Here is a 14,303-nt window from a genome sequence, read left to right as displayed (position 1 = left end):
GCGGTTGCGGTCCCGGTTGCCGAGGCGGGCTCCGGCTGGGACGCGGCGGCCCCGCCGGTTCCCGGGCCCGGTACGGGCTCCGGTTCGGATCTGCCCCGTGGAGTGGTTGGCGGACGCACGACGGTTCCCCCCTGGCGTTCGGCTCTGAGCTTGGTCAGTCGCTGGACGGGTCTCGGTTCCGGTCGGTGGGACGGGTGTGCACGGGCGGTCGGGTCGGACGGGTGCTGTCGGACGGCGGCTGGTGCGGGTGGGTGTTCTCGTACGCGGCTTCGGCCGGTGTATCGGCCGACGCCCCGGTCGGTTCATCCGCCGGTGGCTCGGCCCAGCGGACGGACAGGAGCAGGACGAGCAGGAACAGCAGAAGGAGCAGCGGCGGTGCGACGGGTGCGAGCGCTTCTCTCCCCGCCCAGCCCCCCACGGCGGTGAGATAGACGATCCCCCAGCGCGCCGCCCACGGCAGCCACCCGCGCAGCCGGTCACCGAAGCGGTCGCCCACCCGGTCGAGCAGCAGCCACAGGAGGATCAGGCACAGCAACTGGCACACGGGCGGCACCCAGCGCAGCAGCGGTTCGGGCCCGGGCAGGGCCAGTGTCTCGGCGAAGAAGGCGGCCGTTTCCCGGTAGAACGTCCCACCCACTGCCCTGGGTTCCCGGCCGAGGGCGATGGGAACGGAGTACAGGGCGAGCGCGATCACACCCAGGGTGGTCCCGGGAAGCCAGGTGTCGCGCCGCACGCTCAGGGTCACGGCGGCGACGAACAGCACGAACATCAGGAGCCCGGCGACGATCGCCGCGGCGGGCAGCCTGCCGAGCATCCCGGCCCCGCTCATCGGCGCGGCCAGACCGCCGTCGATCCAGCCGCCGAGCCACGGCAGGTGCCGCAGGGCCGTCCAGAAGACGACGGCGGTGGCGGCGAGCAGGCTCCATAGCCCGGCACGCAGCCACCGCTGGCCACGCTCGGACCAGATGCCGTCGCCCTCGTAGCCGGGCTCCGGCGTGCGCGCCGCCCCGGTGCTTCCGGTGCTTCCGGTACTCCCGGTGCTTCCGGCGGGCTCGGCGGCTCCCTGGCGGGACCGGACGATCACGGCGAGCGTGTCCGCTTCCAGCGCTTCCCGCTCGTAGCCGGGACGTCCTATGAACAGCGCGACGGTGTCCGCGTCGGAGACTCCGCGGTCGTACGCCGCCCGGCGCGCCCAGTTCGTGCCGTATCCGGCGGTGGCGTTCAGCCGGGCGGGCCGGGCGCCGTCCCCGACGGGCCCGTCGACCGGGGCGAGGGCGGGAGCGGCCCGGTCGGCGAGGAGCACGGACGAACCGGCGGCGACGGGGACGGGCGTGCGCAGCGCGGCACGCAGGCCGATCACCGAGACGACGGCGATCAGCGACATGCTCAGCAGCACCGCCCAGCCCGCGCCGGCGATGCCGGCCGGGGTGAACAGCACGGCCGCGCTGCCCAGCACCAACGTGCACATGGCGCCCTGGAGCGCGGCCAGCACACCGGTGCGGCCCTGCACGCGCAGCACTCCGATGTACAGCTCCACGACGACCCGCGGCAGCGCCCCGGCGGCCAGCAACCGCAGCACGGTGGTGCCGTGCTCGGCGTAGTCCGGGTGGAACGGCAGCAGGATCTGCGGCGCGAACACCACCAGGACGAGCACCACCGGCACGAGCAGCAACGTCATGCGGCGCAGTGCCCCGCGCACGCCGTCGGCGAGGTGGCGCGGGTCGTGCGAGGCGTGCGCGGTGAGGGAGGAGGCCATGTTGATGGCCATGAACTCCATCGTCCCGCCGACGGTGTACGCCACGTAGAAGTAGCCGTTCTCGGCGGCGCTGAAGCGGACCGCGACCATCACCGGCAGCAGGTTGATCATCGCCAGGCTGAACAGCGCGCCCAGTGAGTCGCCCGCCAGGAATCGGCCCATCTCCCTCAGCCGGGGCGGCTCCAGGTCGCGGTCGGCGGCGGCCTGGCGCGGGATGAGCCTGCGGAAGATCAGCCAGCCGAGCGGCAGCGTCGAGAACGCGATGGCGACGGCCCAGGACACGAAGATGCCGAGCACCGGCAGCGCGCCGGCGAATACGACCAGCAGGACGAGCTTGCCGAGGGAGAACACCGCGTTGCCGACCGGCACCCATCCCGATCTGCGCAGTCCGGTCAGCACGCCGTCCTGGAGGGTGAGCAGTGCCCACGCCACGCAGGCGACGACGAACGCCGCCCCCGCGAGCGGAGTACCGAGCGGCGCGTACGACGCCCCCCACAGGTCGAGGGTGAGCAGGAAGACCGCCGCGGCGATCGCCACGACCACCGAACTCGCCGCGTACGCCCGCCACACCAGGGAGCCCGTCGCCCGTCCCGCGCGCGGGACGAAACGGACGACGGCGCCGATCATCGTCGTCGCCGTGATGCTGGCCAGCAGTCGCATGGCGGCGATCGCGGCGGAGCCCTGCCCGACGGCCTCCTCGGAGTAGTAGCGGGCGGCCACCAGCCAGAACCCCAGGCCGAGCACGGCGGAGACGCCGGTGCTGAGCATGAGGAAGTAGGCGTTCCGGAACAGGGAGTCGGAGCCGTGGTCGCTGCCGTGGTCGCTCGTCTCCGGCGTGGGACCGGCCGCGCCCCCGGCGGGGCCTGGCCGGCCGGCGGACGGGGCGACGGGCTCGTGCGCCTGGCCCCCCGTCCCTCCGCCGGCCGCCGGGCCGCTCCGTCCATCGACCGCCGGGCCGATCCGGTTCCCGGCCTCCGCCTCGGTGTGTGTTCCGGCCTGTGTTCCGGCCCGTGTGTCAGCCACGCGTCGGCTCCAGCCCTCCCGGTGCCTCGGCCGGCCGGACGCCGGACTCCTGGAGCACGTCGACGACCCGGCGCGCCCGCAGCGGATCCACGGGCAGCGCGTGCCGCGCGAACCAGCGGGCCCCGGCGGGATCGGGCGAGGGGTCGGTGAACGCCGCCCCCGCGTAGTCGTCCAGGGGCGGGTCATAGAGATACCCGACGACGATGCCCCGCCGGGCGAGTGCCGCGATCGCGGCATCCCGGTCGGCGACGAACAGAGGGACCCGGAAGAGTGGTTGGACGCCCTGCGCACCACCGGCCGGAGAGCCGGGCCGAGAGCCGGCCCGGGAACCGGTCGCGGCACCGCTCCGGGTGCCGGTCGCCGCACCGCTCCGGGAGCCGGTCGCCGCACCGGTCCGGGTGCCGGTGCCCGTTCCGATGCCGGCGCCAGCGCTGGTGCTGGTGCCGGTGCCGGTGTGATGGCTGGTCGGCGCGTCGGCCGGGGCCCCGGGGTCCGGCCGGGCGTCCGGCGGCGGCCCCGGTCTCGCCCAGGGCGTCGACCGCAGCAGTCGTGTGCCCGCCCGGCAGGCGTCCAGCACCTCGTCCAGACGGTCCAGCTTCCTTTCGATGCGGCCGAGGCGCAGCGGCCCGGAGCGCAGCCGGTAGTCGTGCATGTCGACGCGGACCCAGGAGTCGTGCGCGGTGAGGTCCGGTGCCGTGTCGACCGCCCGCGCCAGCTCGTCCGCGCGCAACGGCATCCTGATCTCCTCGCGCTCCGTCAGTCCGAGCAGCCGCATGGCGGCCCACGTGGCACTCCGCAGCCGCAGCCCCCGCACGGCCGCCTCCGCGTACGGGCGGAGGGTGAAGGCGAGTTCGGCGCCGAGCCGCCCGGGCAGCAGCAGGTCCTCGCCGGCCTTCTCCAAGGCCTCGCGCAGACCGGGGTCGGCACACGTCAGGAAGCCCCCGGCCTTGGCCCCGACGTGCTTGGACAGGCTGAAGACGGAGGCGTCCCCCCAGGTCCCGACCGGTCGGCCGCCCACCTCGCTGCCGATGGCGTGCGCGCCGTCCTCGAACAGGGGGATCCCCTTCGCGTCGCACTTCTCCCGCAGCCGCGGCGCGTCGTCCGGATTGCCGTAGAGGTTCGTGGTGAGCACAGCGGACAGCGAGTCCCACACGTCGTCGGGCACCGCATCGATGTCGATCGACGCGTCCAGCGGGTTCAACGGTGCCTGCACCGGCCGCAGACCGGCGGCGAGCACCACGAAGAAGATCACGTCGTCGTTGACCGGCGACATCAGCACCCGTCCACCGGGCGGGCACCAGTGGCGCAAGGCCACGAACAGCCCGAACCGGCACGACGGCACGTACACGCATTCCCGGCCGAGTCTGCCGCGCATGGTGGCTTCCAGCCGCTTCGGCCGTGCACCACGCCGCGCCGACCCGAGGCCGGCCTCCCCAATGGCCATCCGCCCCCCAGGTGTGCCAGGGGAAAGCCCCCTCCCCGAGGCCTTCCAGCACCCGCCCAGAGTCTCCCTTTTCGCACCGCTCCGTCAAGATTGCGGTCCCGCCTGTGGACAACTTCCCGTGCCCGCGTGACAGCGGAGCGCTGCGAGTCGGCCACCTCATCCCGTCACCTCCCGTGTCACTTTCGTCATCCGTTCCGCGGCTCGCCGCGGTGTCCCTCCCGCGAGGTCAGCCGTAACGTGTGCGACGGCCGGGCACCCCCACGCACCACCCCCTCGCACCACCCCCGCGGACCGTCGGGTCGAGCACCCGCGGACACCCACACACAACGCCCCCCCCGGCCACGACGAACACATGTGCGCAAAGGCGCATGCGCGGCGCACACGCGGCGCATCCACGGCGAGCACGAAAGCGAGGCAGCACCCGATGCCCCCCTTGCCCCCCTTCGGCCTTCCCGAGGGCGACCCCTTCGGCCCGCACAACCTCCCCTACGGTGTCTTCTCCCGCCCCGGCTCCGAGCAGCGGACCATCGGCGTCCGGCTCGGCGACCACATCCTGGACGCGGGCGCGGCGGCCCGGGCCTGCGGCTCACCGCACGCCGCCCTCCTCGCCCGCCCGACCCTCAACCCCCTGCTGGCGGCCGGGCGCGGCACCTGGTCCGAGGTGCGGAACTCGCTGACGGAGTGGATCACGGACCCCTCCCGCCACGACCGCCTCGCCCCGCTCCTGCACCCCCTGGCGTCGGTGACCCTGCACCTGCCGTTCGACGTCGCCGACTACGCCGACTTCTACTCCTCCGAACACCACGCCCGGAACGCGGGCGCCATCTTCCGCCCGGACGCCGCGGACCCGCTCCTGCCCAACTGGAAGCACCTGCCCGTCGCTTACCACGGCCGGGCCGGCACGGTCGTGGTCTCCGGCACGGACGTCGTCCGCCCGTCGGGCCAGCGCAAGGCACCCGCCGACGCCGCCCCCGTCTTCGGCCCGTCCGCACGGCTCGACATCGAGGCCGAGGTCGGCTTCGTGGTGGGCGTGCCGTCGCGGCACGGCCGGCCGGTCCCGCTGGCCGATTTCCGCGAGCACGTCTTCGGACTGTGCCTCCTCAACGACTGGTCGGCCCGCGACATCCAGGCCTGGGAGTACGTACCGCTCGGCCCGTTCCTGGCCAAGTCCTTCGCCACGTCGGTCTCCGCGTGGATCACCCCGCTGGAGGCGCTGGAGGCGGCCCGCGTCCCGCCCCCGGAGCGCACCCATGCCCTGCTCCCCTACCTGGACGACACGTCCACCGAACCCGCCGGTTACGACCTGCGCATCTCCGTCGCCGTCAACGGTCACATCGTCTCCGAACCCCCTTTCTCCACCATGTACTGGACGGCCGCCCAGCAACTCGCCCATCTGACGGTCAACGGCGCCTCCGTGCGCACCGGTGACCTGTACGGTTCGGGCACGGTGAGCGGACCGGCCGCACACCAGCGCGGCTCCCTGCTGGAGCTGACCTGGAACGGCCGTGACCCCTTGGAACTGCCCGACGGCAAGCGCACGTACCTGGAGGACGGTGACGTGGTGACCCTGTCGGCCTGGGCTCCGGGACCGGACGGTCTGCGCGTGGGGCTGGGCGAGGTGAGCGGGCGGGTTCTCGCGGGCTGACTCCGGCACCGGTCGCCGTCATACTGGCGGCGGGCACGGTCCCCGTACCGGGCCCGCCGTACGCACGCCCTCGGGGCGGGCGCACCCGGAGCGCGCCCGTCCGGTCCGCCTTCTCCCCTCCCTGTCCCCTCCGACCAGGATCCGGAGCCCGTGGCATGACCCTCTGCCTGCTCCTGCTGAGCGCCGTCGCGCTGGCGGCCGCCGTGCCGGCCCCGCGTGCGCTGACCCGCGCCGCGTGGACCGAGCGGGAGCCGGTGGTGGCCCTGTGGGTGTGGCAGTGCCTGGTCGCCACGGTCCTGCTGTGCTGTCTGACCGCCCTGGTGCTGGGTGCCGCCGCCGTCTTCCAGACCGTCCGCGCCCAGGTCTTCGCCCCCGCCCCGCCGGCGGTGACCGAGGCGTACGACCTGTCCACCGCCCCGGTGTGGGCGACCGCCCTCACCCTGCTGCTGGCCTGCGGGGCGGCCTGGACCACCGCGATGCTCGCCCGTGAAGCGGCCGAAGCCCGCCGACGGCGCACCACGGCCCGCGCCCACCTGCGGGAGCGCGCCCCCGACCTCCCCGCGGGCCTGCCCGCGGCCCGGGGCCCGCTGCTCGTCCTGGAGGACGAGTACCCGGACGCCTGGTGGATGCCCGGCAACCCTCCCCAACTGATCGTGACCACCGGTGCCCTGCACCGCCTCACCTCCCCTCAACTCGACGCGGTCCTCACCCATGAACGCGGTCACGCCCGGGCCCACCACGACTGGCTGCTGCACCTGTCGACGGCCCTGGCGACCGGCTTCCCGCGCATTCCGCTGTTCGCCCACTTCTGCGACCAGACCCACCGGCTGGTCGAACTCGCCGCCGACGACACCGCGTCCCGCCGCTGCGGCCATCTGACGACGGCCCTGGCCCTGATCGAGCTGAACCAGCACCGGGGCGTCCTGTCCTGCGCGTCGAGCCGCCGGCTCCTGGGGGAACGCGTGGACCGCCTCCTCCAGCCACCCCCACGGCTGCTCCGCCGGCACCGCGCGCTGACGACGACGGTCGCCGCGCTGGTCCCGCTGCTGCCCCTCCTGATCACCTTCGCCCCGGGGTTGACGGCACTGGCCTGAACACCCCGTCGGCAGCCCTCGCCCGGCGCCGGACCGGGTGGCAGATCTTTCCCGCGCACACCGGAAAACAGCAGGTCAGAAGGGTCGCTGCCTCATCGTCAGGTGGCGCAATACTTCAGCAACACCACTTCCTCACCCCCCTCGGTATGGTCCAGAACATGCCATCCACCGAGCGCGTCCGAGACCACGCCGGCCAGGGCGCGACCACCGTCGCCGCCCACCGCGCACGTCGCCGGCTGCGCGCGGACCAGGCCCGCCAGCTCGCCGACCTCCTCCGCCGCCAGCTCCTCACGGGCGGCTTCCCGGCCGGCACGCTGCCCCACGAGTCCGCCCTCGCCACCGACTACCGCGCTTCCCGCAACACCGTCCGCCAGGCGCTCGACCTCCTGCGGGCGGAGGGGCTCGTGGAACGCCTGCCCGGTGTCGGCACGGTGGTCGTGGCCCAGAAGTACCCGCACGGACTCGACCGGCTGATGGGCCTCGCGGAGACGCTGCACGAACACGGCCAGGTCACCAACGAGGTCCGCACCATGGCCCCCGTGCCCGCGCCGGCTCCGGTGGCCGACCGCCTCCACGTCCCGCCCGGCGCCGATGTCCTCTACATCGAACGTCTGCGCCGCCTGGGCGGTCTCCCCCTGTCTCTCGACCTGACCTACATCCCGCTCGACATCGGGGCCGACCTGCTCGGCGCCGACCTGGAGAACACCGACGTCTTCCGCCTCCTGGAAGCCGCCACCGGCCAACGCCTCGGACACGCGGAGATCACCCTGGAGGCGGTGAGCGCCGACGCCCACTCCGCCGCCGTACTGGAAGCCCCGCGCGGGGCGGCCGTCCTGATGCTGGAACGCCTCACCCACCTCGCCGACGGCCGCCCCGTGGACCTGGAGTTCATCCGCTTCCGCGGCGACCGCATCTCCATGAGTGGTCTGCTGCACCGCTCCCGCTGACACCCACCGCACCGGCCCTCGCCCCCTTCGCTTCCTCGCGTCCCACCCCTTCATCGTTCGGCAGGGGCCGACCGGTTCACCGCCTCGCGGAATTTCCCACGCGATTTCCCTGGAGACAGCCATGCCCTTGGTGCCCCAGCGGGCCGACGTGCCCGTGACCATCGACGAGTCGAAGTGCATCGACGGCTGCACCCTCTGCGTGGACATGTGCCCGCTGGACTCCCTCGCCATCGACGAGAGCAACGGCAAGGCGTACATGCACGTCGACGAGTGCTGGTACTGCGGCCCGTGCGCGGCCCGCTGTCCCACCGGAGCCGTCACGGTCAACATGCCCTACCTGCTCCGGTGAAAGGTCCGCCCCCCATGAAACGCATCGCGGCCGCCCTCGCCGCCACCCTCCTGCTGCCCCTCACCGCCTGCGGCGGCGACGCCGAGGCCGGTGACGGCTCCACGGTCACCGTCACCGTCGGCTACCAGTCCAAGACGATCAACACCGTCACCGCGGGAACCCTCCTGCGCTCCCTCGGCTACTTCGAGAAGCAGCTGAACTCCCTCGGCGACGGCACCACCTACAAGGTGCAGTGGCAGGACTTCGCCACCGGCGCCCCCATCACCGCCCAGATGACCGCGGGCAAGATCGACATCGGCTCGATGGGCGACTTCCCCCTGCTCATCAACGCGGCGCGCGGAAAGCAGCTCGGCCGCCCCACCCATCTGGTCTCGGTCACCGGCTACAACCTGCGCGGCGGCCTCAACACCATCGTCACCGCCCCCGACTCCCAGCTGACCTCCCTCACCGACCTCAAGGGCAAGAAGGTCTCCACGAGCGTGGGCTCGGCCGCCGACGGCACCCTCGTCCGGGCCCTGCAACGCGCCGGCATCGACCCGGACAAGGGCATCGAGAAGCTCAACCAGCAGCCCGCGGTGGGTGCCTCCGCACTCTCGGCGGGCAGCGCGGACGCCCTCTCCCAGTTCGTCGCCTGGCCCGGCCTGCTCGTCCACCAGGGCAAGGCGAAGGCCCTGTACGACGGCGCCCAGCTCGACCTGCCCACCTTCCACGGCGTCACCGCCCGCGAGGACTTCGCGAAGGAACGGCCGGCCGTGCTGGAGGCGTTCCTGAAGGCGCAGGCCGAGGCCACCGCGTACCTCTCCGCACACCCCGTCGCCGCGGCCGAGAAGGTCGCGAAGGCCACCGACCTGCCCGCCGAGGTCGTCTACCTCTACAACGGCGCCCACGGCATCGCCACCTTCGACCCGTCCCTCAAGCCGCAGCTGGTCGCCGCCCTGAAGAAGGACGTGTCGATCCTGAAGGCGGCGAAGCTGACCGGGGACATCGACGTGGACGCCTTCGTCGACGACCAGTACGTGAAGAAGGCCCTCGGCTCCTCGTACGCCGAACAGCTCGCCGCCACGCCCCCACCGGCCCGGAGCGAGGTCTGGCCGAAGGGCGCCACCGAGACCCGGGCCTTCACCTCACCCGCCGACCTGCTGGCCTACGTGGCCGCGCACCCCGACGGCATCCGCGCCGCCTACGTCCCCGACGCCGACACCGGCACCCTCTGGTTCGCCGACAAGGCGGTCTGGGTGGCGGACGGCTCCGCACTGCTCCCCTTCGTCGCCCCGGCGACCGCGCAGGCCTACACCGACGCCCACGGCGGCGCCCGCGTCGTCTCGTACGCCGAAGCCCTGGAGCGTGCCGCGTGACCCGGCCCGCGCCGCGCTCCGGCCGCTATGCCCTGCGGCTGCTCTCCCTCGCCGCCGCCCTCGGCCTGTGGCAGCTGGTGACCAGCCTGAAGATCGACCTCTGGCTGCGCTTCTCGCAGTTCCCCACCGTCACCGACGTCACCCGCGCCTTCGCCGACCGGCTCACCGGCGGCGACTACTGGACGGACCTCACCGACAGCGTCACCCGCATCCTCGCGGGATTCCTCCTGGCCGCCGTCCTGGGAGTGGCCGTGGGGGTGCTCGTGGCGCGCTCGCGGCTCGCCGAGGACCTGCTCGGCCCGCTCCTGGAGGTGATCCGCCCCATCCCGGCGATCGCCCTGGTCCCCGTGGCGATCCTCCTCTTCCCCTCCAACGAACAGGGCATCGTCTTCATCACCTTCGCCGCCGCCTTCTTCCCCGTGCTGGTCTCCACCCGGCACGCGGTCCGCGCCCTCTCCCCCGTCTGGGAGGAAGCGGTCCTCACCCTGGGCGGCGGCCGGTGGCGGGTCCTCCGCTCGGTCGTCCTGCCGGGCGCGCTGCCCGGCATCTTCGGCGGCCTGTCGGTCGGCATCGGCGTGTCGTGGATCTGCGTGATCTCCGCGGAGATGATCTCCGGCCAGTACGGCGTCGGCTACCGCACCTGGCAGGACTACACGGTCGTCGACTACCCCGGCGTCTTCGTCGGCATGGTCACCATCGGCATCCTCGGCTGGGCGACATCCACGGCCGTGGAACTCCTGGGCCGCCGCCTCACCCACTGGCTGCCCCGGACCTCGTACGTTCCCGTGGCCCGGCCGCGTGCAGCACGGGCCGCGGCGCCGGTGCCGTCCGCTGCCTCCCCCGTCGGCGGGGGACCCGCATCCGAGGCCGAGGAGGCACACGATGAGCACCTCGTCTGAGACGTCCCGGCGCCGCACGTCCGGCGCGACCGCCACCGGCGCGGAGAACACCTGTCCCCGTCCGGCCGGCCCGGACGCGGCCGCACCCACACCGGTCCGCGGTACCCGGCTCACCCTGCGCGCCGCCGCACTCGGCCGCCCGGACGCCCCCGCCCTGACCGGCGTCGATCTCGACGTGGTCCCGGGGGAGATCCTCACCGTCGTCGGCCCCTCGGGCTGCGGCAAGTCGACCCTGCTGCGCACCCTGGCCGGTCTGCTGCCCGCCCTCGCCGGCACGGTGGAGCAGGACGGCCACCGGATCACCGGACCGGCGGCGGACCGCGCGCTGGTCTTCCAGGAGGACGCGCTCCTGCCCTGGCGCACCCTGCGCGCCAACGTCGAGCTGGCCCTCGCCGTGCGGGGCCGGCCGCGCGCGGAACGCCGCAGGCAGGCCGACTCCTGGCTCGACCGCGTCGGACTCGCCGACGTGGCCCGGCAGTTGCCCCATCGCGTCTCCGGAGGACAGCGCCAGCGCGCCCAGCTGGCCCGCGCCCTGGCCGCCGGGCCGCGCGCGGTCCTCATGGACGAACCGTTCGGCGCGCTCGACGCCCAGACCCGGGCCGGCATGCAGGACCTGCTGGTGGACGTGCTGCACGGCACGGGCGCGACCGTCGTCTTCGTCACCCACGACGTCGACGAGGCCCTCTTCCTCGGCGACCGCGTCGCCCTGCTCGGCGCGAACGGCCTCCTCGCCGTCCGGAACGTCCCTCGCCCGCGCGACCGCGCCGCCCACGACGACCCGGCCCGCATGGCCCTGCGCCGCGACGTCCTCACCTCCCTCGGCACGTGAAAGGCACCCTGGTGGCCCCCGTCAACACCCCTGTGCAGATCCCCGCGCTCACCGACGCCGAAGAGCTGACCTGCGACGTCCTGGTCATCGGCGGGGGCACCGCCGGCACGATGGCGGCCCTTACGGCCGCCGAGCGCGGCGCGGACGTGCTGCTGCTGGAGAAGGCGCACGTCCGCCACTCCGGCGCCCTCGCGATGGGCATGGACGGCGTCAACAACGCCGTCGTCCCCGGCCGCGCCGAGCCCGACGACTACGTCGCCGAGATCACCCGCGCCAACGACGGCATCGTCGACCAGTCCACCGTCCGCCAGACCGCGACCCGCGGCTTCGCCATGGTGCAGCGGCTGGAGTCGTACGGTGTGAAGTTCGAGAAGGACGAACAAGGCGATTACGCGGTCCGCCAGGTCCACCGCTCCGGCTCCTACGTCCTGCCGATGCCGGAGGGCAAGGACGTGAAGAAGGTGCTGTACCGGCAGTTGCGGCGGCGCGAGATGCGGGAGCGGATCCGCATCGAGAACCGTGTGATGCCGGTGCGGGTGCTGACGGCGGGCGAGGGCCCCGACCGGCGGGCCGTGGGGGCGGCGGGCTTCCACACCCGCACCGGGCGGTTCGTCACCGTCCGCGCGGGCGCGGTGATCCTGGCCACCGGCGCCTGCGGCCGGCTCGGCCTGCCCGCCTCCGGCTACCTCTACGGCACGTACGAGAACCCGACCAACGCGGGCGACGGCTACGCCATGGCCTACCACGCGGGCGCCGAGCTGACCGGCATCGAGTGCTTCCAGATCAACCCGCTGATCAAGGACTACAACGGCCCGGCCTGCGCCTACGTCGCCAATCCCTTCGGCGGCTACCAGGTCAACCGGCACGGCGAACGCTTCGTCGACTCCGACTACTGGTCGGGCCAGATGATGGCGGAGTTCGCGGCGGAGGTCGCCTCCGACCGCGGCCCGGTCTACCTGAAACTGAGCCATCTTCCCGAGGAATCGGTCTCGGCGCTGGAGTCGATCCTGCACTCGACCGAGCGCCCCACCCGCGGCACCTTCCACTCCGGCCGCGGCCACGACTACCGCACCCATGACGTCGAGATGCACATCTCCGAGATCGGTCTGTGCGGCGGCCACTCGGCCTCCGGCGTCCGCGTCGACGACCACGCCCGCACCACCGTCCCGCGCCTGTACGCCGCCGGCGACCTCGCGTGCGTGCCGCACAACTACATGATCGGCGCGTTCGTGTACGGGGACCTCGCGGGCGCGGACGCCTCCCAGTACCAGCCTTACGAGGGCGAATTGCCGCAGGACCAGCTGCGCGAGGCGCACGAACTGGTCTACCGGCCGCTGCGCAACCCGGACGGCCCGCCGCAGACCCAGGTCGAGTACAAGCTGCGCCGCTTCGTCAACGACTACGTGGCGCCGCCGAAGTCCGGTGCCCGGCTCTCCCTCGCCCTGGAGGCGTTCGAGCGGATGCGGGACGACATCGCCGCGATGGGGGCCGCCACCCCGCACGAGCTGATGCGTTGCGCCGAGGTCACCTTCATCCGTGACTGCGCGGAGATGGCCGCACGGGCCTCCCTGGCCCGCACGGAGTCCCGCTGGGGCCTCTACCACGACCGCCTCGACCACCCCCGCCGTGACGACGTGTCCTGGTTCCACCACCTCGACCTGCACAAGTCCCCCTCCGGTGCGATGGAGTTCACGGCCCGCCCCGTGGCTCCCTATCTGGTTCCGGTCGACGAGTTCACCCCGGTCGGCGGTCCGTCCCGGCGTCTCGGCGAGGTCCGCCCCGAGAACGTGGCCACGGCCGGCTCACGCGACGTGGCTCCGGTGGCGTCCCCCGCTCCGGGAACCGGACCGGACCACGCGCCCGCCCCCGTCGGCTCCGTCCCTCTCCCCCCTGCGGAGTCCGAGCCCTCCGCCGAGCAGTCCTCGTCCCGTCTGCTGGCCCTGGTCGCCCTCGCCGACGAGCAGCCCGGCCTCGACGCCCTGCGGCCCTACCTGAGCGACCCGGCCCCCGCCGTGCGGCGCGAGGCGGTCACCGTCCTCACGGAGACCGTGCCGCCGGGCAGTGGCCCCGCGCTCGCCGAGGCGCTGCGCGACACCGCCGCCGAGGTGCGTGCCGCCGCGGCGGCCTCACTGCGCGAGCTGGTCGAGACCCTGCCGCCCGAGCCCGCCCTGCGCGACGGCCTCGCCGCGGCGCTGGCCGAGCCCGACCCCGTCGTCCGCGCCGCCGCGCTCGACGTCCTGCGCGCCCTGCGCCTGGGCGACGCCGGCCTGTTCACGGCCGCCCTCACGGACACGGACATCGCCGTCCGCATCGAGGCCGTCCGCGCCCTGGTCTCCGTGGGAGCCGCCGCCGAACTGGCCCGCACGGCCTCCACCGACCCGTCCCGCGAGGTGCGCGTCACCGTGGCCAAGGCGCTGGCCACGGTGACCGCGGCACACCTGGACGCCGCCTCCGCGACCGGCCCCGGCACGGACACGGGCACCGCCTTCGACGTGGCCCCTGTCCACACGGCGCTGAGCACCCTCACCACCGACGCCGACGCCCTGGTCCGCGCGGCCGCCTACGGGGCCCTGGGCACCGTCGGCTGCCCCGCACCGCTCGCCGCCCGCGCCGTGACGGCCCTGGCGGACCCGGCGTGGCAGGTACGCGCCGGGGCCGCCACGGCCCTGGCGGCCGCCTCCGCAGACACCGCGGTCCCGGCACTCGCCAAGGCACTGGCCGACCCCAACGCGGACGTCCGCAAGGCCGCCGTCCTCGCCCTGACCCGGCACCGCGCCTCCGAGGGAGCCCGGGCGGCCCTCGCCACGGCCACGACCGACTCCGACGCCGACGTCAGGGCGTACGCGGCCCGAGGCCGCTGAGAGGCCGTGGCCGGCTGCGGACCACCAGAGCTACGGAGGCCGAGAGCCGCGTACGTCGAGGGCTACGGAGGCCGAGAGCTGCGTACGCCGAAAGCTGCGTA

The 14,303-nt window shown here is 73.7% G+C and carries 10 protein-coding genes; 8 read left to right on the top strand and 2 right to left on the bottom strand.

The genetic code is table 11. The annotated features are described in order from the left end of the window. Window positions 1–154: 154 nt before the first annotated feature. The gene (locus ACFYWQ_RS05535) at window positions 155–2,779 is read right to left on the bottom strand and encodes a lipopolysaccharide biosynthesis protein (RefSeq protein WP_389513105.1); all 2,625 of its coding nucleotides are present in this window, start codon (window positions 2,777–2,779) and stop codon (window positions 155–157) included. After that, window positions 2,772–4,223: a DegT/DnrJ/EryC1/StrS family aminotransferase gene (locus ACFYWQ_RS05530; protein WP_389513103.1), complete on the bottom strand. Its 1,452-nt coding sequence runs from the start codon at window positions 4,221–4,223 to the stop codon at window positions 2,772–2,774. Before ACFYWQ_RS05530 ends, ACFYWQ_RS05535 begins: the two co-directional genes overlap by 8 nt. A 433-nt stretch (window positions 4,224–4,656) precedes the next feature. Between ACFYWQ_RS05530 and fahA the strand changes: the two genes are divergently transcribed. The 8 genes from fahA to ACFYWQ_RS05490 all read left to right on the top strand — a co-directional run bounded on the left by fahA (window position 4,657) and on the right by ACFYWQ_RS05490 (window position 14,202). Beyond that, window positions 4,657–5,868 (top strand): fumarylacetoacetase, encoded by a 1,212-nt coding sequence (fahA, locus tag ACFYWQ_RS05525; protein ID WP_389514344.1) that lies wholly within the window; start codon window positions 4,657–4,659, stop codon window positions 5,866–5,868. 155 nt (window positions 5,869–6,023) lie between these two features. Next, entirely contained in the window at window positions 6,024–6,962 is a 939-nt protein-coding gene (locus ACFYWQ_RS05520) for a M56 family metallopeptidase (RefSeq protein WP_389513101.1), read from the top strand. A gap of 158 nt (window positions 6,963–7,120) precedes the next feature. Continuing rightward, on the top strand, window positions 7,121–7,909 hold the full coding sequence (locus ACFYWQ_RS05515; protein WP_389513099.1) for a GntR family transcriptional regulator: 789 nt from the start codon (window positions 7,121–7,123) through the stop codon (window positions 7,907–7,909). Window positions 7,910–8,030: 121 nt separating this feature from the next. Further along, window positions 8,031–8,258, top strand: coding sequence for a ferredoxin family protein (locus tag ACFYWQ_RS05510; protein WP_030790138.1), 228 nt, complete (start codon window positions 8,031–8,033; stop codon window positions 8,256–8,258). A 14-nt stretch (window positions 8,259–8,272) separates the two neighbouring features. Then, on the top strand, window positions 8,273–9,613 hold the full coding sequence (locus tag ACFYWQ_RS05505) for an ABC transporter substrate-binding protein (protein WP_389513097.1): 1,341 nt from the start codon (window positions 8,273–8,275) through the stop codon (window positions 9,611–9,613). Further along, a complete protein-coding gene (locus ACFYWQ_RS05500) occupies window positions 9,610–10,512 on the top strand; it encodes an ABC transporter permease (RefSeq protein ID WP_389513095.1) in 903 nt (300 codons plus the stop codon). Before ACFYWQ_RS05505 ends, ACFYWQ_RS05500 begins: the two co-directional genes overlap by 4 nt. Then, window positions 10,496–11,341 (top strand): ATP-binding cassette domain-containing protein, encoded by an 846-nt coding sequence (locus ACFYWQ_RS05495; RefSeq protein WP_389513093.1) that lies wholly within the window; start codon window positions 10,496–10,498, stop codon window positions 11,339–11,341. Before ACFYWQ_RS05500 ends, ACFYWQ_RS05495 begins: the two co-directional genes overlap by 17 nt. Before the next feature lie 8 nt (window positions 11,342–11,349). Next, the gene (locus ACFYWQ_RS05490; protein WP_389514342.1) at window positions 11,350–14,202 is read left to right on the top strand and encodes a fumarate reductase/succinate dehydrogenase flavoprotein subunit; all 2,853 of its coding nucleotides are present in this window, start codon (window positions 11,350–11,352) and stop codon (window positions 14,200–14,202) included. Window positions 14,203–14,303: the final 101 nt, after the last annotated feature.

Origin of the sequence: Streptomyces sp. NPDC003247 (assembly GCF_042888135.1) — a bacterium.
Classification (GTDB): Bacteria; Actinomycetota; Actinomycetes; order Streptomycetales; family Streptomycetaceae; genus Streptomyces.
The sequence above is the reverse complement of the archived record's forward strand: the minus strand, read 5'-3'. Positions and strand labels throughout refer to the sequence as shown.

Bases quoted from the DNA above. Each gene is read 5' to 3' on its own strand.
- ACFYWQ_RS05530 (WP_389513103.1), bottom strand. From the start codon at position 4,223: ATGGCCATTGGGGAGGCCGGCCTCGGGTCGGCGCGGCGTGGTGCACGG.
- ACFYWQ_RS05520 (WP_389513101.1), top strand. From the start codon at position 6,024: ATGACCCTCTGCCTGCTCCTGCTGAGCGCCGTCGCGCTGGCGGCCGCC.
- ACFYWQ_RS05515 (WP_389513099.1), top strand. From the start codon at position 7,121: ATGCCATCCACCGAGCGCGTCCGAGACCACGCCGGCCAGGGCGCGACC.
- ACFYWQ_RS05510 (WP_030790138.1), top strand. From the start codon at position 8,031: ATGCCCTTGGTGCCCCAGCGGGCCGACGTGCCCGTGACCATCGACGAG.
- ACFYWQ_RS05505 (WP_389513097.1), top strand. From the start codon at position 8,273: ATGAAACGCATCGCGGCCGCCCTCGCCGCCACCCTCCTGCTGCCCCTC.
- ACFYWQ_RS05495 (WP_389513093.1), top strand. From the start codon at position 10,496: ATGAGCACCTCGTCTGAGACGTCCCGGCGCCGCACGTCCGGCGCGACC.